The organism is Aquimarina sp. TRL1, from assembly GCF_013365535.1.
Classification (GTDB): Bacteria; Bacteroidota; Bacteroidia; order Flavobacteriales; family Flavobacteriaceae; genus Aquimarina; species Aquimarina hainanensis.
The window spans coordinates 4,594,406-4,614,567 of the sequence record NZ_CP053590.1 but is presented as its reverse complement, the minus strand read 5'-3'; the positions used below and the strand labels follow the sequence as shown (position 1 = coordinate 4,614,567).

Here is a 20,162-nt window from a genome sequence, read left to right as displayed (position 1 = left end):
ATCTACACGCACGCTGAGTAATGTAAACTCAGAAAGCTTATTAGGTAATTGTAACTTTAATACGACCGTTGATAAAACTTCTTTGTTAATTGGTTGATTAATGTATCTTTAGCTCGTCAAAAAAGGAATGCTATAGTAACATTTTGTTTTGTTGTGACAATTATACTATAGATTGTAATTAAAAAAATATGTTGGAAAAAAAAATACATTTGTGGGGGCTGTTGATAGGGTTGCTGGTAGTGGTTTCGTGTAGTGATGATAATTCAGTAGAAGATCAGGAGGTTTCGATTACAGTAACGACAGAGGATATGTCTTTTTCGATTAAAGAGAATCCGGAGGAAGGAGCATTGATCGGAATGGTTACAGGAAGTACAAATCAGGGAAAAGTGAAATTCTCGATCATTTCTCAAAGCATAACAGATGCTTTTACAATTGAAGAAAGTACCGGAAAGATATATGTAAAAAACAAAACCATATATGATTATGAGGTGACTACTACGATTACAGGAGTTGTAAAAGTAGCTAACGGAACAGCACAAAAGGAAAGTAAGATCAATATACAGATCAAGGATGAAGAAGAGGTGTTCTCAGGAGAAGTAAATCTGAAGACTCAGGAAGAAGTAGATGCATTTGCAGCGAATAAATACAATACGATTGCCGGAAATTTACATATCGGATATACAGAGGAAGGGGATAAGATTACGGATATAGCTGCTTTATCAAGTTTGAAAACAATCACCGGGAATTTGCAGGTAGTAAAAAATGATGCCTTAAAGACGCTGGAAGGGCTACAGAATGTCACTACAGTAAAGGTTTGTGTAGTATATGATAATGCGATGCTGGAAGATATTTCTGCCCTGGCGAATCTCAACTCAATAGAATCGATACGAGTGTCTTCCAATCCGCTGCTTACCAATGTTAATTGTTTCTCCAAGATTACTTCTTTGCGAGGGTTTATAGAAATAGGTAGTAATAGCGCATTGATAGATCTGCAGGGATTGCATAATATTACCACAACAGGGCGCAGTGTTCAGGTTTTTGGGAACCCCCAGTTAAAAAACTTAAAAGGGTTAGAAGGCTTAAAAGAAATTGATCGCCTTCTGGTTAATAGTAACCAATCAATGATGAGCTTAGAAGGGATTGAGAATTTAGAAACCATAGAAGAGGGAATACAGATATGGAGTAACGAAAACCTTCTAGAAATAGATGCATTAAATAAAATTACTTCCCTGACGTATGTTGATATTAATGAGAATCCCGCGTTGAACTCCCTGAATGGATTGCGCAATGTAACTACTTTATCAGCTTTCTCGAAAGAGTCAACTGTGGTCAATATTCGTAAGAACCCGTCATTACCTAATTTAGAAGGCTTACATAATGTTACACAAATTAATGGGAAAGTAGTTATAGAACAGAATGAAAAATTAGAAAAGATAGATGGGTTTGGGAAGGTTATCTCTGTATCAGGACTGGAAATAGGAGAGAATCCAGCACTATACTCTTTATCAGGTTTATCAAAGCTGGAAGAAGTAACGGAAACACTGATTATCGATAGAAATACTTCCTTACAATCATTAGATGGGCTCAATCGGTTAACCACTGTAGGGAAGGCTGTATATATACAATATAATGATCAATTGAGTGATTTTTGTGGTGTAACGACCTTAGCAGCAAATAACTTCCCTTCGGATCATATTATAACTGCGAATCAGTTTGATCCGTCTTTAGATGATTTAAAGAATGGAAATTGTAGTATGTAATCGGCTACTAATAAAATACGCCCCTATATTTCATAGGGATTATAAACTATGAAATATAGGTGTGTTAGTACCGCGATTATTGCTTTTTCTTTTGAAAAGCTTTATACTCCTGTATAAGTGCTTTTAGTTTTATTCTGGCAATAAAACGAGTAGGAATACCCAGATTTTTGACAATGTGAAATGGGTTTTGTCTACGAACATAAGCTACTTGTATAATCGCTTCTAGTAAGACCTTAGCATCTACATAGCCAACCTTATTATATTGATCTGCGGTCTTTACATAATCATACCCATCCAACATGATAAAACCGAATCCTACATAAACAGCACAGATTTCTGTAAGAAATTCATTTTCGTTGGTATTTGCCATTCTGATATTGTGATGTTCTAAGTAGTAATGAGTAATTTCATGCGCCAGGATGGCGTATTTTTGGTGGATATTATGCTTTGATTGGTCTCCATTGATAAAAATACAATTCATCCCATTGATATGCTCAAATTTTCCGGCATCAACAGTATTAATTGTCATTACCTTGATGGGTTTATCTAGTAATAAATGTACACACATCTTATCTGCGATAAGCTGTAACTGCTGATTTAATGTAGTGTTAGGTGGTATTCCTTCTAATAGTTTATCAAGGGGAATCTGATAATTGTATTGTGTAGCCTTGGGAAGACTTTCTTTGAGATGCTGTACAAAAAGAAGAATCTTATCTTTTTGAACATTACTAAAATAATCGGTGCCTGATTTAGTGCTAAACAGGTATTTTCTAAAAAAAATGACAGGACTGATAATGAGATAAGCGATTAATGCGATGACGAGCCCTATAATGGTACTGTAGATAGACCTGGCATGTACATTGGCTTTTTTGACATCACTCCAGTAATGTGCTACCGAATTAATTTTAAAACAAAAAGAAATAATAGAGAAAAGATTCGCACTGGTCACAAATAAATTATAAAGAATGATGATTACAAATGCGACAATAGAGATGATGTAGATTACTTCCATATAGTATTAAAGTTAGTGAAATAGTACAGTATACAATGTATCAAAAGGTACAAATGTTACTATATCCGAATACTTGACATGATCTAAACCTACATAAAATAGATGACAAAAGGATGTAAAAAGTAATTATTGATAATGATTTAGTAAGGTGGAATATTGTTTAAATACTTGTTGTGTAGGATGTTATCAGAGGAGGAGGAAGGTTGTGTATAGATATAAAAAAACCTCTTGATTTCAAGAGGTTTTTAGTAGCGAGAACGGGAGTTGAACCCGTGACCTCCGGGTTATGAATCCGACGCTCTAACCAACTGAGCTATCTCGCCATTTCCGTTTGTTTGCCGTTGTTTCGGTAACGCGGGTGCAAATATAAAAACAAAAAACAATCGTGCAAATAATAATTGAAAAATTATTTTGTTTTAAATACTTTTAAAGTCGGTAATTAATGTATATATTGGCATTCTAACAAATTATAATATGGCTGAAAAGATTAAATATGAGCTTGAATTTGTGGTGCATTCTTCGCCGCAATTATTATTTCAATATATTTCTACACCATCCGGGCTTTCGGAATGGTTTGCAGATAATGTAAATTCTCGTGGAGAGCTATTTACTTTTATATGGGATGATTCTGAAGAAGCAGCTAAATTATTGAGTAAGAAAGCAGGAGAGAAGGTGAAATTTAAGTGGGTTGAGGATGAAGAAGAAGGAAATGATTATTTTTTCGAAATGAGGATTCAGGTTGATGAAATTACAAAAGATGTTTCTCTGATGATTACTGATCATACCGAAGAGGATGAAATGGAAGAAAATAAAATGCTATGGGAAAACATGATTAGTAACTTAAAACATGTTTTAGGTTCAGCCTAATTTCTATGCTATAAAAAAATGTATATTTGCCCCCGATAATTATTAAACTAATTAAGGGGTTTTTTTATGATCAATATTAACGGAACATTATGGAATGATCATGAGGCATCATTAACGGTAGATAATCGCGGATATGCCTATGGAGATGCTGTTTTTGAAACCATACGTGTAAATGCAGGAAAAATTCTTTTTTGGGAGGATCATTACTTTAGACTAATGGCTTCTATGAGAATTATGAGAATGCAAATCCCTATGAGTTTTACTCCTGAGTTTCTACAGGAAGAAATTACCAAGCTTATCACTGAGAATGAACACCATACGGCTGCTGCCCGCGTGAAGATTATTGTAAGCAGAAAAGCCGGAGGTTTATATACGCCCACTTCTAATGAAATCGAATATGTGATGACGAGTGCTGCAGTGACCACTCCTTTTTATACAATTACCAATGAAGCATATGAGGTAGCTTTATTTAAAGATCATTATGTCATTGCAGATATCTTATCAACCCTGAAATCAAATAATAAAATTGTCAATGTATTAGGAGGAGTTTTTGCCCAGGAAAATGGTTTTGGTAATTGTTTGTTACTGAATCATCATAAAATGGTGATCGAAGCTCTGAATGGGAATTTATTTGTAGTAAAAGGCAATGTTATCAAAACACCTCCGATTGCAGATGGTTGTTTGAAAGGAATACTGAGAACACAGTTGTTACGCATTCTGGAAAAATTACCGGAATATCAGCTGGAAGAAGCTTCTGTTTCTCCTTTTGAGTTACAGAAAGCAGATGAGTTGTTTATTACCAATGTGATTCAGGGAATCAGACCAATTACCAAGTTCAGGAAGAAAGAATTCGAAGTAAAGGTAAGTAAACGCTTGTTAGGAATTCTGAATACGAAAATACGATTGGGGAATTAATTAAAACTGGGATCTTCGGGAGAATTGGACCAAATAAGATATTCTCCGCCAAGTTCTACCATTTTTTCTTTCCAGAAGGTTTCATAGGATTTTCCTATAATATTCATTTTATAGTTGTTTTCTACAATAACCCAGGAATTTGCCTCTAATTCTTCACTTAACTGATGCGCATCCCATCCGGAATATCCCAGAAAAAACTGAATTTCATTAGGGGTTATTTTACCTTCAATAATAAGCTTAGAAACAATAGTAAAGTCTCCACCCCAGTAGATACCACAGGAAATCTCGACACTATTGGGAATCAAGTCAGGAATTTTATGTATAAAGTATAGGTTGTCCTGCTCTACAGGACCACCTTTGTATACAGTAAATTCTTTTTCTATTTCAGGAATCAGGTCTGATAAGAAATATCCCATGGGTTTATTCATAATAAAACCAATAGATCCCTGATTCCCATGATCCGCTAATAGCACCACAGACCTGTTAAAGGAAGCGTCTCCTAAAATGGAAGGTTCTGCGATTAATAAATGGCCTTTTTCTGGTTGGAGGGATATCATATGAGGTCAATGTTTATTCTAAACTAGTTAATTATTTCTAAAAATCAAAGAAGTTGTTATATTTTTTTGTATAGTTTTGAATAAAAAAAAGCCCCTTTGGAGGGGCTTTTTCTATAATATCATAAATTAACTGACTAGTTTACTGAATTTTGTAAATCTGCACCAGCTTTGAACTTCACAACGTTTTTAGCAGCTATCTTGATAGTTTTCCCAGTCTGAGGGTTTCTTCCTTCTCTTGCAGCTCTTTTAGAAACTGACCAAGATCCGAATCCAACTAAAGAAACACGATCACCTTTTTTTAGAGATCCTTCTACATTACCTAAGAAAGATTCTAAAGCTTTTTTAGCTGCTGCTTTAGTAATTCCAGCGTCAGCTGCCATTGCATCGATTAATTCTGTTTTGTTCATAATTCTATTTTTAAATTAATTGTTGGTTAAACCAATTTTTATTAAATGCTCTACAAATTTATACGGAATTCTCATTTGTGCAAGGATTACCCCAGTAAATACAAGGTTTTGTTGATAACTAGGATAGATTGTTAATAAACAATTAAGGTTTTTAGTAATTTCCTAATAAACTTGTAATATAGGCTTTATATCATTTTGGCATTTTCATCAAAATGATATCCATTTAATAATGCTTTTGATTCCATGGCTTTTTTTCCAGGAAGTTGTAAGATGTTGATAATTATATACCCTCCTGTGACGGCAACCTTGATTTTGTTATTGGCTACAATAATGATTCCATTGGTGTGTGTATGGTCTGCATATTCTTTGGTTACCTGACGTATCTTAACAGCTACTTCTGTTTCTTTATTAGATAATAAAGTCCAGGCAGAAGGGTAAGGACTGAGTCCTCTGATTAGATTGTAGATGATGTCTATTGGTTGCTCCCAGTTTATTCGGGTATTATCCCGATGTAGTTTATACGCTGTTTTTGGGTTTTCATTCATGGGTTGTGGGGTGGTAGTTACTGTACCTCTTTCTATAGCCTGAAGAGTTTTGATAACCAGTCCTGCTCCCTGTACCATTAATGTATCGTGTAAATCCCCTGCGGTATCAGTTTCCTGAATAGAGACTGCTTCCTGAAGGATAATATGACCAGTATCGATTTTCTCGTCTATAAAAAAGGTCGTATTTCCTGTGGTTGTTTCTCCATTGATGATCGCCCAGTTGATAGGAGCGGCACCTCTGTAATCGGGAAGCAAAGAAGCATGGAGATTAAAGGTTCCGTATGCCGGCATATCCCAAACTACTTTGGGGAGCATTCTGAAAGCGACAACGACAGCAAGGTTGGCATCTAGCTCACGAAGCTCCTGAATAAAGTGCTCGTCTTTTAGATTGGTAGGTTGTAATACCTTAAGCGATTGTGACTGGGCGTATTTCTTAACAGCAGATGCGTTGAGTTTTCTTCCTCTTCCTGCAGGTTTGTCAGGTGCGGTGATAACTCCCACAACCTCATACTGGTGAGCGATAATCGTTTTGAGTGTTTCCACTGCAAAATCAGGAGTTCCCATGAATAAAATACGTAATGTGTTCATAGATGCTTTATGCTAATTGATATTTGTTGTTAGAATTGATAATAAGTACCCCTTCTGAAACCAGTTCCTGAATACAATTCAGGATTTCCGAAGTTTCGATTCCTAATTGATCGGTCAGTTCCCGGGAAGAGCGTTCTTTTTCCTGAAGTAAAAATAGGATTTGTTCCTTAATTTCTTTCGTGTTTTTGGAAATTGTGTGTTTGGCTAGACAGTTGCTACATATACCACAGTGTTGGGAGTCGTCTTCTCCAAAGTAAGCTAATAGTTGCTGACTTCTGCAAATAGAATCATTCTGAATATATTGAATGATGGATTGTACTTTTTTAATTTTGGCAGCTGTTTGTTCGGAGATGTAGGAGCTGACTCTGTTGATGGTACGGTCATCTTCTCTGGGAACTAAAAAAATGATTTCGGCATCGGTCTCATTATAGCTAAAATGAATAAGCGCTGCTTTTTCCAAATGTTGTAAAGTGTGTACTACCTCTTGTTCTGTTTTATGGGTACGAGATGCAATATGCGAAATATTGATGGGTACTTCTCCTTCAAAAACACCGGTATAGGTTCTTAGAATTGCCTTGGTGATAAGTGCATGTTCAGCATTTGTGTGTAGGTAACTTAATAACTGATTCCCGGTAACAGTAATGTGGATTGCTGTTTTCTTGGAGTAGTGCTGCGTAAACCGAAGAATTCCACATCGATCGAGTGATTGCAGGGTATTAAAGACTAGTAGCGGGTTTAATTGATAGGTTTTGCAAAAGTTAGTATAATAGAAATTATGTTTTGTCTGTTCTCCTTCTCCATAGGAAACCTGAAAATAATTACAGAGTTTTCTGTATACATGTTTTACAAAGCTGATATCAGGCAATACATTGATAAATTGATCTTTGACCCGTGCGATGTCATGGTCACTTTTTAGCAAATATGCATATGCTTTTTTTTGATCTCTTCCAGCTCTTCCGGCTTCCTGAAAATAACTTTCGATACTTTCCGGAAGATGACAGTGAATAACGGTTCGGACATTGGCTTTGTCAATTCCCATTCCAAATGCATTGGTGGCAACCATTATCGGGATTTCTTCCTGCATCCATTGGGCAAAGCGTTTGTTTTTTTCGGCAGTTTCAATCCCTCCGTGATAATATGTACTTAGAAGCCCTGCCTGATTGAGGTGATCAGAAAATTCTTTTACAGCTTTTCTGTTTCTCAAATAAATAATAGAAGGACCTGGATGTTTCCGTAATATTTTTTCTACAGAATATTTCTTATCCAGTGAATTGTATACTAAATAGGACAGGTTTTCTCTAAAAAAGGATTTTTTAAAAACTTTGGGATCGAACAAATCCAGTTCTTTAATAATATCAGTACGTACAGAAGGAGTTGCGGATGCAGTCAGTGCTATAATTGGAGTGGTAGGGTGTAATATTCTGAGAAGCTTAATTTTTAAGTAAGCAGGTCTGAAATCATGTCCCCATTGAGAGATACAATGTGCCTCGTCAATCGCAATCAGGTTGACATTCATGAGTTTGATACGTTCCTGGACAATATCTTGCTGTAATCTCTCCGGAGAAAGGTATAGGAATTTATAATTCCCATAGATGCAATTGTCCAGTGCGGTGTCCAGTTCCTCGTATTTTATCCCACTGGGAAGTGCCAGGGCTTTAATGCCTTTTTTACGCAACTGAGCTACCTGATCCTGCATTAAAGCAATCAGTGGTGAAATGACAATACAGATTCCCTCTTTTTGCATAGCAGGTACCTGAAAGCAAATAGATTTTCCTCCCCCTGTAGGCATGAGCGCAAATGTGTCATTCCCTTCTAAAACAGCTGTAATAATAGCTTCTTGTAACGGTCTGAAGCGGTCGTATTCCCAAAACTCTTGCAATATTTTTAAGGAAGTACTCATCGTTTTCAGGAATTACATAGACTTGTTTAAAATAAAATCACATCGTTCTTCGACAGTCCCTGTAGGAACTTCTATACAATCGTAGGATAAAGAATTGTAGGTTTCTAATAAGTGTTCGTGAATTTCGATTGCCTGATCAAAATTTTCATATCGCTCATTATCTGTGATGTGAATTTCTTTCCATGGAGGTAATAGAAAAATCATATCGTATTTATATAAGTCGCAAGCTTCTATAAACTTTTTAGGGTTTGACTGGTTGATATAATTCATGTAGGCGATGACATCCGGAATTCCCCGATCCATAAAAATGCAGGAAGTTTCTTTTTGTGCTGCGTCCAGGAATTGATCAATTCTGCCTTCGAGTAGTTTTTGACTAAAAAGCGTAGGATCCTCCAGGAATAATTGCTCAATATTTTGCTTTTGAGCTTCCAGGGTAATAGCTCTGGAGATCTCGTGATAGCAGGTCTTACCTTTGGTTTCCAGATGATTAATAATAGTAGTCTTACCGGTAGATGGACCTCCGGTTATTACAATTTTCTTCGTAATCAAGGGTTTCAATTTGTGCAAATTTCGCAATTTAAAAGTGATTTTAAAAATATTCCCTTATTCATTATACCAATTAGTATATTTTGTATTCTGTAAATACGTTAAGAACACGTATATTTGACAAAAAAAAGAGTGCATGAGCAATACCCCGAACAGCGAGGAGTTTTACAAAAAATTAAAGGCACAGCTAGAAGATACTTCTGAGTGGCCCAGTGTATATCTATATAAGTTTATCGTTCCTACTACAACTGATAAGATCAAGCAAGTAGAGCATATTTTTGATAATATGGGGGCTATTATCTCTACTAAAAAGTCAAAGAACGGAAAGTATACAAGTGTATCAATCCAGGTAAAGCTGAAAGATGCAGATCACGTTATATCAAAATACAAAGAAGTGACCTCAAAAGTAGAGGGCGTTATTTCACTTTAATCTGCTAAGTGACATTAACTTCAGAAATCTTAATCAATACTTGTTTTATTTTAGTATTTTGCAATTCGAATAGAAATTATTCCTGTACACCTCTTAGGCAGGAATGTCTCACATATAAATAATTAAATGATTAACAGTAATTTAGAGTATAATACTCAAAGAGAAAAACTGATCATACCGGAATATGGGCGTCATTTGCAGAAAATGGTAAATCATGCCCTGTCTATTAAGGATAGAGAAGAGAGAAATAAAGTAGCGAAGTCTATTATTGATGTGATGGGAAATTTGCAACCTCATTTAAGAGATGTTCCTGATTTTCAGCACAAATTATGGGATCAGTTATTTATTATGAGTAATTTCCAGTTGGATGTGGATACACCATTTCCTGTACTGACGAAAGAAAAATTAGAAGAACGTCCGGAACCTTTGGAGTATCCTCAGAATTTCCCGAAATATAGATTCTATGGTAATAATATCAAGAGAATGATTGATGTTGCCTGTAGTTGGGAAGAAGGAAAGCTAAAAGAATCGTTGGTGTATACGATTGCCAATCATATGAAAAAGTGCTATTTGAGCTGGAATAAAGATGTAGTGGATGATGAAACTATTTTTTCTCACTTATTCGAACTTAGTGATGCAAAACTGAACCTGATGGGTAAAAATGAGGTATTGAGTGATGCAAATGATCTGCTAAAAGGGAAAAAGAAATTTAATAACAACAAGAAGAACTACAAGAATAACAATAATCGTAAAAAGCGTTATTAACCTAACCAAGTCTAACCAAATTTATGAGTACTTTTCAGATAGAAGGAGGGTATCAGCTCAAAGGAGATATTACTCCTCAAGGAGCTAAAAATGAAGCCCTACAAATACTTTGTGCCGTTTTACTAACCCCCGAAAAAGTTACGATATCTAATATCCCCGACATTCGTGATGTCAATAAACTGATAGAGATATTGCGTAATCTCGGAGTGAAAATTCAAAAACTGGGAAAAGGATCGTATTCTTTTAAAAGTGATGATCTGAACCTTTCTTATTTGGAGAGTGAACAGTTTAAGAAAGAGGGAAGCGGTTTGAGAGGTTCTATTATGATTGTAGGACCACTGTTAGGTAGATTTGGAAAAGGATATATTCCTCGACCGGGAGGAGATAAGATTGGAAGACGAAGGTTGGATACCCATTTTGAAGGGTTTATAAAACTGGGAGCTACTTTTCGATATAATAAAGAAGAACGCTTCTATGGAGTAGAAGCACCTGATGGTTTAACAGGGACATACATGTTACTGGATGAAGCTTCTGTAACAGGAACAGCAAATATTGTGATGGCCGCAGCATTGGCCAAAGGAACAACTACGATCTATAATGCTGCCTGTGAACCTTATCTACAGCAGTTGTGCAAAATGCTCAATGCTATGGGGGCTAATATTAAAGGTATCGGGTCTAATTTACTTACTATTGAAGGAGTAACTTCACTTAATGGATGCGAACATAGGGTGTTGCCAGATATGATCGAAATTGGATCGTGGATTGGGTTGGCAGCGATGACAAAAAGTGAAATTACAATTAAAAATGTAAGTTGGAAAGATTTGGGGATTATCCCTAATACATTTAGAAAGTTAGGGATTACCCTGGAGAAGAAAGGAGATGATATTTATATTCCCTCTCATAAAGATGGGTATGAAATAGAGAGTTTTATCGATGGTTCATTTATGACGATTTCGGATGCTCCTTGGCCGGGATTCACTCCAGATTTGTTAAGTATTATTTTAGTGGTGGCTACACAGGCTAGAGGAGAGGTGATGGTACATCAAAAGATGTTTGAAAGCCGACTTTTCTTCGTAGATAAATTAATTGACATGGGCGCAAAAATTATTTTATGCGATCCACATAGAGCGACAATTATAGGACATGACTTTAAATCTCAGTTAAAAGCAACTACCATGGTTTCTCCTGATATCAGAGCAGGAATCTCACTTTTGATTGCAGCATTAAGTGCCAAAGGAACTTCTACTATTCATAACATAGAACAAATAGATAGGGGGTATGAGAATATAGATGAACGTCTGCGGGCTATTGGAGCTAAGATAATCAGAGTAGATTGATTATTTTTCTATAATATTTAAAAAAAGACTGCCTGAAAAATGATTTTAGGCAGTCTTTTTTTGTTATAATTTTCTTCGTTTATAATTTTTAATTTTAGAAAACTTATTTTGATTGTTAAATGATAGATATTCCATCCTGATTTACTACACTCATCTTTTTTTTTAATTATGTGTCATAGCAATAAGTGCTATTTCGGTTTCTGCTTTCTGGAAGTAGTGTCTGCTGTAGTGGTATAATTGATAATAAACAGGTTTGTAGGTTATAGTTTGGTTTGAGTTGCTCATTATGCGTGTAATCATCTTTCATGCGTATAAAAGTGACGTCTGGAGCAGTTTTATTCATACTACCGCGATCCTTGTCTCAATAAATTTTTATAGAGTTTTTTATAAAACGAATGCTGTTTTATATTCTAATAATTGCTGTTGTGTAGAGATTATAAAGCTTTATACAAACAGAAAACTTCTTCATACAAATAAGAGAAATAGTATAAGTGTTTAATAATAATTTTGATTCGAATATTAATATTAAAACAATTTAAATTAATGAAAACACAAAAATTTATTTATGCAATTATGGCTGTTACTCTTTTCTTTGTAACCTCATGTTCTAAAGATTCAATAGTTGATCACAATTCAGAGGTAAATGAGGCTAACTCAGAAACTGCGTTTTTGGAAAACCTAGACTCAGAATCGTCTTCCAAAAGCGGTATTGTTTTTCCAGATTCACATCAAGATTCTCTAGATTCAAACCAAGAATTTATTGATTTTCTGGAAGGGGATTGGAAGGTTATACGAACTACAGATGAAGATTCACAGAAACGAATCAATGCTATTTTACATTTAAGAAATCAGAGTGGTGATAACATTATAAATGGGGAATTAGAAGAATGTAATGGTAATGAAGGTAATCCAATGTTTTTTGCTTTTAAAACACGTAGTTTAAAAAAAATAGCTTCTGGAGTTAGAGGAGTGTTTGATGGTGTAGAAAATAGTTTTATTGAAAATGGTAACTTTCTCGGCTGTGGACTTCGCTCATCACCTATAGGTAAAGTATTAGGGTATTCTCATGATCGATTTGGTGTTTATACAAAAGAGAAAAACAAAGAGGTTGCTATAAGTATAAAAAACAGTTTATTGGTAATAGGTGATTTTTCAAAAAACGAAGTTATTGTATTTAAAAAAATGTAGTTATATGATGAACACATTTTTTTAGAATTACAATCAAGAAAAAAAAGACTGCCTGAAAAATGATTTTAGGCAGTCTTTTTTTGTTATAATTTTCTTCGTTTATAATTTTTAATTTTAGAAAACTTATTTTGATTGTTAAATGATAGATATTCCATCCTGATTTACTACACTCATCTTTTTTTTTTAATTATGTGTCATAGCAATAAGTGCTATTTCGGTTTCTGCTTTCTGGAAGTAGTGTCTGCTGTAGTGGTATAATTGATAATAAACAGGTTTGTAGGTTATAGTTTGGTTTGAGTTGCTCATTATGCGTGTAATCATCTTCCATGCGTATAAAAGTGACGTCTGAAGCAGTTTTATTCATACTACCGCGATCTTTGTCTCAATAAATTTTTATAGAGTTATTTATAAAACGAATGCTGTTTTATATTCTAATAATTGCTGTTGTGTAGAGATTATAAAGCTTTATACAAACAGAAAACTTCTTCATACAAATAAGAGAAATAGAATAAGTGTTTAATAATAATTTTGATTCGAATATTAATATTAAAACCATTTAAATTAATGAAAACACAAAAATTTATTTATGCAATTATGGCTGTTACTCTTTTCTTTGTAACCTCATGTTCTAAAGATTCAATAGTTGATCACAATTCAGAGGTAAATGAGGCTAACTCAGAAACTGCGTTTTTGGAAAACCTAGACTCAGAATCGTCTTCCAAAAGCGGTATTGTTTTTCCAGATTCACATCAAGCTTCTCTAGATTCAAACCAAGAATTTATTGATTTTCTGGAAGGGGATTGGAAGATTACACAATTTACTATTGACGAAAGAGAAGGGAGAAAAAGTTTAGTCAATTCTATAGCACATTTACAGTTAGATAACGATGGGATTTTGGCAGCTATAGATGAATGCCCTGGTGGTCGTAATGGATATTTTGTTTTTTTTAAAGTTCATAGCCTTGAGAAAATAAATTCAGGTGTTAAAGGAATTTTAAGGGGAGAAGAAAATCCTAGAAGAGGAGGTTTTAGCACGTATAACAGATCTCTTGGTTGTGGTACAGATCCACTTGCTCTGGCTGAAGGATTTGGGTACTCTTTAGATAGGTTTGGTACTTCAGCAGGAACTGAAAACAAAGAGGTTGCTATAAGTATAAAAAACAGTTTATTGGTAATAGGTGATTTTTCAAAAAACAAAGTTATTGTATTTAAAAAAATGTAGTTATATGATAAACACATTTTTTTAGAATTACAATCAAGAAAAAAGAGGCTGTCTGAAATCACTTTTCAGATAGCCTCTTTTATGGTGTTAAGGTTTTTGTTACAGTGTTTCTATAATGTTATATATCAGTCGGGCAGCCAGACGTGCTGTACTGTTATCAATGTCATAGGTAGGGTTTAATTCTACCAGGTCCACACTGATTAGTTTTTTTGAATCACATATGCACTTAATGGTTTCTGAAGCTATAGCAACTCCAAACCCAAAAGGAGAAGGGGCGCTTACTCCGGGTGCAATGGCAGAAGAAAAACCATCCAAGTCAATGGTTAGATACACGTAATCCACCTCGTTGATAAAGTCATTGATCGTTTGTAGTACATGAGCCTTATTCTCCAGAGTGTATTCAGTATTTTCTAGGTGTTGAACGTTTAATGCTTTTGCAGTTTCGAAAAGTTCCCGGTTATTGGAGGCTTTTTGAATACCAAGACATAGATAGTGAATATTACCATTTTCCTTGGCAATTTGATAAAAGGGAGTTCCGGAGTTAGGTTTGTCGGTAACGGTTCTCAAATCAAAATGGGCATCCAGATTAATGACTCCGATTTTTTTATTAGTAGAGCATTTCTTAATTCCATTATAATGTGCGTATGCCAGATCGTGACCTCCTCCCAGTACGATTGGAAAAGATTTATTTTCTATCAGGTAACTGATAATATCAGAAGCACTTCTTTGTGATCTTTCTAAATCATTATTCTGGCAGATAATATTTCCGACATCAAATATTTGGGTGTCCTTTTTAAAGTGATTCGATAAAGGAGCTAACATTTTCCTGATAGCATTAGGACCGGCAACTGCACCAACCCTTCCTTTGTTTCTGGCAACGCCTTCATCACATTCATATCCTAATATACTGATTACTTTTTCATCAGTCTTAGGAAGTGTCTCTTCGCTTAGATCAAAACATTTTATTTTTTCATGGAAGTACAAAGTTGATTCAGAGGTTCTTCCATTCCAAATAGTTTGATCAGGTTGCCTGTAGTTTTTCATCGATAGGGTCTTATGTGTGAAAAGTATGCTGAACATGTTCAGCATACTTTTTATTAGTAATTATATGTGATTTATCTAGGGCAAGATAGAATCTATTCTTCAATAAATAAAGTCATTTGGCTAAAATAAATCATTTAACAGCTTGTCTTCTACAATGATTGGCAAGGTTACTTTGAGTTCTGGAGTTCTTTCCATTTCTCTTTTGATAGCGAAGAGCGCTTCTTCATTTCTGGCCCAACTTCTTCTGGAAATTCCATTGTTTACATCGTAGAACAGCATATTCTTTAATTTTCGGGATGCCTCAGGGCTTCCGTCTAATAGAAGTCCGAAGCCACCATTGACTACTTCTCCCCATCCAACACCACCACCATTGTGAATCGATACCCAGGTAGCTCCTCTAAAACTATCACCAATGACATTGTGGATTGCCATATCAGCAGTGTATTTACTACCGTCATAGATATTACTGGTTTCTCTATATGGAGAATCCGTTCCGCTGACATCGTGATGATCTCTTCCAAGTACAACCGGAGCAGCTAACACTCCTGAAGCGATTGCCTTGTTAAATGCTTCTGCTATCTTGGCTCTTCCTTCTGCATCAGCATATAATATTCTGGCTTGCGATCCTACTACTAGTTTATTGGTTTTTGCTTCTTGTATCCATGTGATATTGTCCTGCATTTGCTGTTGAATTTCCTCAGGAGCATTTGCTTTGATTTCAGACATAATATCAATAGCAATTTGATCGGTTTTATCTAAATCTTCTGGTTTTCCGGAAGTACATACCCATCTAAACGGACCAAATCCATAATCAAAACACATAGGACCTAATATGTCCTGTACATAGGACGGATACTTGAAATCAATTCCGTTATCAGCCATCACATCGGCTCCAGCTCTGGAAGCTTCTAATAAGAATGCATTTCCATAATCAAAGAAATAGGTTCCTCTTGCAGTGTGTTTGTTAACAGCAGCAGCATGTCTTCTAAGAGAGTCTTCTACTTTTTCTTTGAATATTTCCGGCTGATTGGTAATTAGTTCGTTTGCTTCTTCAAAACTTACTCCCGCTGGGTAGTACCCTCCAGACCACGGGTTGTGAAGTGATGTTTGGTCTGATCCCAGGTGAATATATATGTTTTCGTCATAAAAACGCTCCCATATATCTACTACGTTTCCTTTATACGCAATGGAGACAACTTCTTCTTTATCAATGGCAATTTTTACTCTGTTTACCAGTTCGTCAATGGTATCAACAAGTTCATCTACCCATCCTTGTTCATGTCTTTTAATAGCCGCATTAGGGTTTACTTCGGCACAAATGGTAATACATCCGGCGATGTTTCCTGCTTTGGGTTGTGCTCCGCTCATTCCTCCTAAACCAGCTGTTAAGAATATTTTACCAGCAGGAGTTTCGGATGGTTTTAGGGTTTTTCTGAATGCATTCATCACAGTGATGGTTGTTCCATGCACAATTCCCTGTGGTCCGATATACATATAGCTTCCGGCAGTCATCTGTCCGTACTGCGTTACTCCTAGGGCATTGTATTTCTCCCAGTCATCCGGTTTGGAATAGTTAGGAATCATCATTCCATTAGTAACAATAACTCTGGGGGCATCTTTGGATGAAGGGAATAATCCCATTGGGTGACCAGAATACATATGCAGGGTCTGCTCATCTGTCATTGTTGCCAGATACTGCATGGTTAATAGGTATTGTGCCCAATTCTGAAATACTGCTCCATTTCCTCCGTAAGTAATTAGTTCGTATGGATGTTGTGCTACTGCATGATCTAAGTTGTTTTGAATCATTAACATGATTCCTGCCGCCTGAGAACTTATTGCCGGATAGTCTGTTATTGGTCTGGCGTATAAATCGTACTCAGGCATAAAACGATACATGTAGATCCTTCCGTATTCGTTCAGCTCTTCTTTGAATTCCTGAGCTAATTCCTGATGCCAGTCTTTTGGGAAGTAGCGCAGGGCATTTCTGATAGCAAGTTTCTTTTCTTCTTCCGTTAGAATTTGCTTTCGTTTAGGTGCTCTATTTACAGTAACATCTAATTCTTTTTTCTGAGGTAATTCAGAAGGAATTCCTTGTAATATTTGTTCTTTAAATGTCATTTTCTTCTGTTGTATTGTTTTATAACCGCTTTTTTTTGAAAGCTTTTATAGGGATTGATTGCTTACTTTTTTGTTAAGATTTGCGCTCCGTTTTTCCAAACCATATCAGGTGTTAGTTTCCCTTGATGGTAGCATATTTCGTTGTAGTTATCTGTAGGGAATAGGCAAAAATCGGCTAAGAACCCTTCCTGTAGCCTTCCTCTGTCTGATACATTTAATGCGGCAGCAGCTCTAAAGGTAATTCCAGCTAATACTTCTGTATTAGATAGTTTTTGAAAGGTTCCTAATATTGTTGCCTGAGTTAATAAATCACCCATTGGAGCAGATCCAGGGTTCCAGTCACTTGCGATGGCTAGTGCTCCACCGGCATCGAGGATAGCACGGGCAGGTGTAAAAGCACATCCTAAACCTATAGAAGCTCCTGGTAGTGCAACAGCGATTACCTCGCTATTTGCTAAATGTTTGATTTCTTCTTCGGTACTTGCTTCCAGGTGATCTGCGCTAATCGCATTAAAATCAATAGCTACTTTACTTCCTCCCGGTGTAAACTGATCTGCATGCACTGTGATATCAAACCCCATTTCTCTGGCAGTACTAAAATATTCGTGGATATGATCTGCAGAAAAGGCGCTTTGTTCTATAAAAGCATCTATTCTGTTTGTTAGTCCTTCTTCTCTGAGAATTGGGAATAGAGTAGTACTGATCTCTTGTAAATATTCGGTATGTGTTCCTTCGTAGTCTTTGGGAAGCATATGTGCAGCCAGACAAGTTCCAATCAGATCTATAGTTGTTTTGGAAGCTGCGTTTTTGATAGCACGCAACATTTTTAATTCTTCCTCAATAGAAAGTCCGTATCCGCTTTTGACTTCGGCAGTAGTTACTCCTGTTTGTAGCAGACGTTGAGTTCTGTGGATAATACCTTGTTCTAGTTCCTGAGGGCTTGATTTTCGTGTTTGGGTAACAGTATCCCAAATACCACCTCCTGCTTTTGCGATCTCCAAATACGATTTCCCTGCATTACGCATAGCATAGTCATTAGCTCTGGATCCTCCAAAACAGATGTGTGTATGTGCGTCTATAAAACCGGGAAGACATACATAAGAACCTTCGATGGGAATGATTTCTGCATTCACCTCAGCGGCGACCTCTTTTATTGCTTCATGAGGACCAACACTGTGAATGTAATTGTCCTGTATTAAAATACCTGCATTATGGATGATGTCTAATTCTTCATCTTTTAGAGCGCCTTTTACAGGTAGTTTCTGCATGCTGATTAACTGAGAAATCGGACCTATATATGTGTATGATGCCATTTTTATTTTTTTAAATGTATTGTTTAAATAAAAGTCTTTAATTATTTAAAATACATGATTTTAATACTTGTCCAATTCGTTAGAAAATTGTGTTTTTAAAGTGTTGCTTACTGTTTCGTCAAGTCCGTCGATTACTCGTAAGATAGTTTGATCTTTGACTAATGAAATAGCTTTTTCTATATCAATAGCAAATACACGATCTTTATCAGCAAAGCTGACATGTTCTCTTACTTTTTCATGAACCGCATTGAGAATAGTTCCTGATTTTAATGGTTTTCTATAATCAAAAGCCTGTGCTGCTGTTAGTAATTCAATGGCTAATATTTTTTCTAGATTGTTAATAACACGAAGGGCTTTTCTACCTCCAATAGATCCCATACTTACATGGTCTTCTTGTCCTAAAGAAGTAGGAATACTATCCGCACTGGAAGGGAAACACAGACCTTTATTTTCACTAGCTAAAGCAGCAGTAGTATATTGGAGGATCATATATCCTGAATTGATTCCTGTGTTCTCCAATAATAATTTTGGAACTCCGGGAGAAGTTCCTTCTAAAGCGAGGTAAATTCTTCTATCTGAAATATTTCCTAATTCTGAAGCAGCTAAACAAGCATAGTCTATAGCCATAGCTAAGGGTTGCCCATGGAAACTTCCTCCACTAATCGTAAGCTCTTCACTTATTACTATAGGGTTGTCAGTTACTGAATTAAGTTCGACTTCGAGTAACTCTTTAAGGTGTAACCAGGCATTTCTGGAGGCCCCGTGAACTTGTGGCATACAACGCAATGAATAAGGATCTTGTACACGTTCACATGCTGCATGATCTTCCATGATCTTCGAACCTTCTAATAAGGCTTTGATTCTTGCTGCTACATGAATATTTCCTTTATAGGCTCTTAGCTGATGTAATTCCGAAAAGAAAGGTTTGATGGAACCTTGTAAGCCTTCGATCATTAAAGCTCCGATAATATCAGCCTGTGATAAACAACTTTGTAATTTGGCAACTACCTGTACAGCATGTGCTGCAATGAATTGCGTTCCGTTTATGAGTGCTAACCCTTCTTTTGGTCCCAGGTCAATAGGAGATAGGTTGTGTGCTTCAAATAGTTCTGAAGTAGGGATTCTTTTTCCCTCGTATACAACTTCTCCAAGTCCTAATAATGGCAAGAATAAGTGGGATAAAGGAGCCAGATCTCCTGAAGCACCTACTGATCCCTGACAAGGGACTATCGGAATCGCATCATTGTCGATATGCCATAAGATTCTGTCCAATGTAGTTTCTGCAATTCCAGAATATCCTTTGGATAAAGATTGTACTTTAAGAATCAGCATTAGCTTGGCTAATTCCGTATCTATTGGTTCCCCGACACCAACACTGTGACTCTGTAATATATTACTTTGTAAAATTCTGGTTTCTTCTTTAGAAATCATAGTGGTGCATAAAGGACCGAATCCTGTATTAATTCCGTATACAGCCTCTCCTTTTGCTACTATGTTTTCTACTACTTGTCGATTGTCTTTTATTTTGGTTCTAGATGCTTCTGAAATAATTCCTTTTACTTCATTTCTAGCTATTTGCAAAGCTATTCCTGCGGTTAGATATCCTTCTCCGTATAAAAATTGATTCGATATAGTTGCCATTATGT

General features: G+C 35.9%; 20 protein-coding genes and 1 tRNA gene. 8 read left to right on the top strand and 13 right to left on the bottom strand.

The annotated features are described in order from the left end of the window. Positions 1–188 precede the first annotated feature (188 nt). On the top strand, positions 189–1,760 hold the full coding sequence (locus HN014_RS18990; RefSeq protein WP_176030420.1) for a cadherin repeat domain-containing protein: 1,572 nt from the start codon (positions 189–191) through the stop codon (positions 1,758–1,760). 76 nt (positions 1,761–1,836) lie between these two features. Here the strand turns inward: HN014_RS18990 and HN014_RS18985 are convergent, their stop codons facing one another. Both HN014_RS18985 and HN014_RS18980 read right to left on the bottom strand, forming a co-directional pair. Then, positions 1,837–2,772 carry a hypothetical protein gene (locus tag HN014_RS18985; protein ID WP_176030419.1) on the bottom strand — a complete coding sequence of 312 codons (936 nt, stop codon included), beginning with the start codon at positions 2,770–2,772 and terminating at the stop codon, positions 1,837–1,839. A gap of 249 nt (positions 2,773–3,021) precedes the next feature. After that, a tRNA-Met gene (locus tag HN014_RS18980) sits at positions 3,022–3,095 on the bottom strand. Between the two features lie 151 nt (positions 3,096–3,246). On the opposite strand from HN014_RS18980, the gene HN014_RS18975 reads away from it, so the two are divergent. Beyond that, entirely contained in the window at positions 3,247–3,639 is a 393-nt protein-coding gene (locus HN014_RS18975) for an START-like domain-containing protein (RefSeq protein ID WP_176030418.1), read from the top strand. Positions 3,640–3,705: 66 nt separating this feature from the next. Continuing rightward, positions 3,706–4,554 carry an aminotransferase class IV gene (locus HN014_RS18970; RefSeq protein ID WP_176030417.1) on the top strand — a complete coding sequence of 283 codons (849 nt, stop codon included), beginning with the start codon at positions 3,706–3,708 and terminating at the stop codon, positions 4,552–4,554. On the opposite strand, the gene HN014_RS18965 is transcribed toward HN014_RS18970, so the two are convergent. The 5 genes from HN014_RS18965 to HN014_RS18945 form a co-directional block, all read right to left on the bottom strand. Next, positions 4,551–5,111 carry a YqgE/AlgH family protein gene (locus tag HN014_RS18965; RefSeq protein ID WP_176030416.1) on the bottom strand — a complete coding sequence of 187 codons (561 nt, stop codon included), beginning with the start codon at positions 5,109–5,111 and terminating at the stop codon, positions 4,551–4,553. The genes HN014_RS18970 and HN014_RS18965 overlap by 4 nt on opposite strands. A gap of 134 nt (positions 5,112–5,245) precedes the next feature. Beyond that, positions 5,246–5,518 (bottom strand): HU family DNA-binding protein, encoded by a 273-nt coding sequence (locus HN014_RS18960; RefSeq protein ID WP_176030415.1) that lies wholly within the window; start codon positions 5,516–5,518, stop codon positions 5,246–5,248. 185 nt (positions 5,519–5,703) lie between these two features. Then, positions 5,704–6,651, bottom strand: a complete 948-nt coding sequence (fmt, locus tag HN014_RS18955; protein WP_176030414.1) for a methionyl-tRNA formyltransferase — start codon at positions 6,649–6,651, stop codon at positions 5,704–5,706. 7 nt (positions 6,652–6,658) lie between these two features. After that, positions 6,659–8,551, bottom strand: a complete 1,893-nt coding sequence (locus HN014_RS18950) for a RecQ family ATP-dependent DNA helicase (protein ID WP_176030413.1) — start codon at positions 8,549–8,551, stop codon at positions 6,659–6,661. A gap of 12 nt (positions 8,552–8,563) precedes the next feature. Then, positions 8,564–9,100 (bottom strand): AAA family ATPase, encoded by a 537-nt coding sequence (locus HN014_RS18945; RefSeq protein WP_176030412.1) that lies wholly within the window; start codon positions 9,098–9,100, stop codon positions 8,564–8,566. Between the two features lie 133 nt (positions 9,101–9,233). On the opposite strand from HN014_RS18945, the gene HN014_RS18940 reads away from it, so the two are divergent. The 3 genes from HN014_RS18940 to murA all read left to right on the top strand — a co-directional run bounded on the left by HN014_RS18940 (position 9,234) and on the right by murA (position 11,629). Next, positions 9,234–9,527: a DUF493 family protein gene (locus HN014_RS18940; RefSeq protein ID WP_176030411.1), complete on the top strand. Its 294-nt coding sequence runs from the start codon at positions 9,234–9,236 to the stop codon at positions 9,525–9,527. A gap of 126 nt (positions 9,528–9,653) precedes the next feature. Then, positions 9,654–10,292, top strand: coding sequence for a DUF4290 domain-containing protein (locus HN014_RS18935; RefSeq protein ID WP_176030410.1), 639 nt, complete (start codon positions 9,654–9,656; stop codon positions 10,290–10,292). A 23-nt stretch (positions 10,293–10,315) separates the two neighbouring features. Next, positions 10,316–11,629, top strand: a complete 1,314-nt coding sequence (gene murA, locus HN014_RS18930) for a UDP-N-acetylglucosamine 1-carboxyvinyltransferase (protein ID WP_176030409.1) — start codon at positions 10,316–10,318, stop codon at positions 11,627–11,629. A 162-nt stretch (positions 11,630–11,791) separates the two neighbouring features. On the opposite strand, the gene HN014_RS18925 is transcribed toward murA, so the two are convergent. Continuing rightward, complete coding sequence (locus HN014_RS18925) at positions 11,792–11,929, bottom strand: hypothetical protein (RefSeq protein ID WP_176030407.1); 138 nt, start codon at positions 11,927–11,929, stop codon at positions 11,792–11,794. A 243-nt stretch (positions 11,930–12,172) separates the two neighbouring features. On the opposite strand from HN014_RS18925, the gene HN014_RS18920 reads away from it, so the two are divergent. Beyond that, positions 12,173–12,817 carry a hypothetical protein gene (locus tag HN014_RS18920; RefSeq protein WP_176030408.1) on the top strand — a complete coding sequence of 215 codons (645 nt, stop codon included), beginning with the start codon at positions 12,173–12,175 and terminating at the stop codon, positions 12,815–12,817. Between the two features lie 183 nt (positions 12,818–13,000). On the opposite strand, the gene HN014_RS18915 is transcribed toward HN014_RS18920, so the two are convergent. Continuing rightward, entirely contained in the window at positions 13,001–13,138 is a 138-nt protein-coding gene (locus tag HN014_RS18915) for a hypothetical protein (protein ID WP_176030407.1), read from the bottom strand. 243 nt (positions 13,139–13,381) lie between these two features. Between HN014_RS18915 and HN014_RS18910 the strand changes: the two genes are divergently transcribed. Then, positions 13,382–14,038, top strand: a complete 657-nt coding sequence (locus HN014_RS18910) for a hypothetical protein (protein WP_176030406.1) — start codon at positions 13,382–13,384, stop codon at positions 14,036–14,038. Positions 14,039–14,137: 99 nt separating this feature from the next. On the opposite strand, the gene hutG is transcribed toward HN014_RS18910, so the two are convergent. The 4 genes from hutG to hutH all read right to left on the bottom strand — a co-directional run bounded on the left by hutG (position 14,138) and on the right by hutH (position 20,157). After that, positions 14,138–15,082 (bottom strand): formimidoylglutamase, encoded by a 945-nt coding sequence (gene hutG / locus HN014_RS18905; RefSeq protein WP_176030405.1) that lies wholly within the window; start codon positions 15,080–15,082, stop codon positions 14,138–14,140. Positions 15,083–15,202: 120 nt separating this feature from the next. Next, on the bottom strand, positions 15,203–17,203 hold the full coding sequence (locus HN014_RS18900; protein ID WP_176030404.1) for a urocanate hydratase: 2,001 nt from the start codon (positions 17,201–17,203) through the stop codon (positions 15,203–15,205). Between the two features lie 62 nt (positions 17,204–17,265). After that, on the bottom strand, positions 17,266–18,516 hold the full coding sequence (gene hutI / locus HN014_RS18895) for an imidazolonepropionase (RefSeq protein ID WP_176030403.1): 1,251 nt from the start codon (positions 18,514–18,516) through the stop codon (positions 17,266–17,268). Between the two features lie 60 nt (positions 18,517–18,576). Further along, on the bottom strand, positions 18,577–20,157 hold the full coding sequence (hutH, locus tag HN014_RS18890; RefSeq protein WP_176030402.1) for a histidine ammonia-lyase: 1,581 nt from the start codon (positions 20,155–20,157) through the stop codon (positions 18,577–18,579). Positions 20,158–20,162 lie beyond the last annotated feature (5 nt).

Excerpts from the sequence above, each read along its gene's own strand:
- HN014_RS18990 (WP_176030420.1), top strand. The coding sequence starts at position 189 with ATGTTGGAAAAAAAAATACATTTGTGGGGGCTGTTGATAGGGTTGCTG.
- HN014_RS18985 (WP_176030419.1), bottom strand. The coding sequence starts at position 2,772 with ATGGAAGTAATCTACATCATCTCTATTGTCGCATTTGTAATCATCATT.
- HN014_RS18975 (WP_176030418.1), top strand. The coding sequence starts at position 3,247 with ATGGCTGAAAAGATTAAATATGAGCTTGAATTTGTGGTGCATTCTTCG.
- HN014_RS18970 (WP_176030417.1), top strand. The coding sequence starts at position 3,706 with ATGATCAATATTAACGGAACATTATGGAATGATCATGAGGCATCATTA.
- HN014_RS18965 (WP_176030416.1), bottom strand. The coding sequence starts at position 5,111 with ATGATATCCCTCCAACCAGAAAAAGGCCATTTATTAATCGCAGAACCT.
- HN014_RS18960 (WP_176030415.1), bottom strand. The coding sequence starts at position 5,518 with ATGAACAAAACAGAATTAATCGATGCAATGGCAGCTGACGCTGGAATT.
- fmt (WP_176030414.1), bottom strand. The coding sequence starts at position 6,651 with ATGAACACATTACGTATTTTATTCATGGGAACTCCTGATTTTGCAGTG.
- HN014_RS18950 (WP_176030413.1), bottom strand. The coding sequence starts at position 8,551 with ATGAGTACTTCCTTAAAAATATTGCAAGAGTTTTGGGAATACGACCGC.
- HN014_RS18940 (WP_176030411.1), top strand. The coding sequence starts at position 9,234 with ATGAGCAATACCCCGAACAGCGAGGAGTTTTACAAAAAATTAAAGGCA.
- HN014_RS18935 (WP_176030410.1), top strand. The coding sequence starts at position 9,654 with ATGATTAACAGTAATTTAGAGTATAATACTCAAAGAGAAAAACTGATC.
- murA (WP_176030409.1), top strand. The coding sequence starts at position 10,316 with ATGAGTACTTTTCAGATAGAAGGAGGGTATCAGCTCAAAGGAGATATT.
- HN014_RS18925 (WP_176030407.1), bottom strand. The coding sequence starts at position 11,929 with ATGATTACACGCATAATGAGCAACTCAAACCAAACTATAACCTACAAA.
- HN014_RS18920 (WP_176030408.1), top strand. The coding sequence starts at position 12,173 with ATGAAAACACAAAAATTTATTTATGCAATTATGGCTGTTACTCTTTTC.
- HN014_RS18915 (WP_176030407.1), bottom strand. The coding sequence starts at position 13,138 with ATGATTACACGCATAATGAGCAACTCAAACCAAACTATAACCTACAAA.
- HN014_RS18910 (WP_176030406.1), top strand. The coding sequence starts at position 13,382 with ATGAAAACACAAAAATTTATTTATGCAATTATGGCTGTTACTCTTTTC.
- hutG (WP_176030405.1), bottom strand. The coding sequence starts at position 15,082 with ATGAAAAACTACAGGCAACCTGATCAAACTATTTGGAATGGAAGAACC.
- HN014_RS18900 (WP_176030404.1), bottom strand. The coding sequence starts at position 17,203 with ATGACATTTAAAGAACAAATATTACAAGGAATTCCTTCTGAATTACCT.
- hutI (WP_176030403.1), bottom strand. The coding sequence starts at position 18,516 with ATGGCATCATACACATATATAGGTCCGATTTCTCAGTTAATCAGCATG.
- hutH (WP_176030402.1), bottom strand. The coding sequence starts at position 20,157 with ATGGCAACTATATCGAATCAATTTTTATACGGAGAAGGATATCTAACC.